At 68.8% G+C, this 799-nt stretch carries 2 protein-coding genes; one reads left to right on the top strand and one right to left on the bottom strand.

All coding sequences use genetic code 11. The features are described from left to right. A partial coding sequence (locus AC1D00_RS43545; RefSeq protein ID WP_477014988.1) for an AbrB family transcriptional regulator occupies positions 1-410 on the top strand: 410 nt, incomplete at its 5' end. Positions 411-413: 3 nt separating this feature from the next. On the opposite strand, the gene AC1D00_RS43540 is transcribed toward AC1D00_RS43545, so the two are convergent. Next, the coding region (locus AC1D00_RS43540) for a disulfide bond formation protein B (RefSeq protein ID WP_477014987.1) at positions 414-799 on the bottom strand (386 nt) is incomplete at its 5' end.

Genomic DNA, 799 nt, shown 5'->3' with positions numbered 1-799 from the left:
CCTCCAGCGTGCTGCATGGTGCCGGCTGGGTCGAGGGCGGCCTGCCGAACTGGGTGCGCGGCGTGGCGCTGATCGGCATCGGCGCCCTGATCGGCAGCCGGTTCGCGCGGATGCGGATCAAGACCCTCGCCGGCCACATCAACGCGGCGCTGGGATCATTTACCGTGGCCATCGCCGTCTCCGCGATCTTCGTCGGCATCGTCGCCCTCACCACGCAGGTGAAGTTCTCGGACGTCGTCGTCGCCTTCGCGCCGGGCGCGATGGACGCGATGCTGGCCTTGGCCCTGACGCTGCACATCGACCCGATCTTCGTCGGCGCCCATCATCTGTCGCGCTTCGTGTTCGTGACGATCGCGACGCCCGGCATCGTGCACCTGTTCGGCCGCACGCAGGACGACGTGGACGATTAAGCTTCAGCGCTTCGCCGTCCGCACAAATCCCCACGCCGCGATCGCGGCCATCAGCAGCGAGATCAGCACGTTGTAGCCGGCGAGCGAAAGGCCGAGGAAGCGCCACTGCACCTCGTCGCAGCGCACCACCTTCACGGTGTCGAGCTTCGACAGGAGGTCGGCGGCATTGCCGAGATTGACGACGGGGCCGGAGCAGTCGGTCGGTCCCTTCCAGAAGCCCCATTCGACGCCGGAGTGGTAGGCGCCGAGCCCGGCATTGGCGAGCGTCGCGAGCGCGAGGATCGCAAGCCCCGCGAGCAGCAGTGGCCGCGGCGCGCCGCTCCTCGCCGCAAGTGCGGTCAGCGCGCCGAGCGGGATCGCGAGGTAGTAGGCGTAACGCTGCTCCAGGC

Source organism: Bradyrhizobium sp. P2_E8, assembly GCF_056403875.1.
Note: the sequence above shows the minus strand (reverse complement) of the source record. Positions and strands in the feature narration are given on the sequence as shown.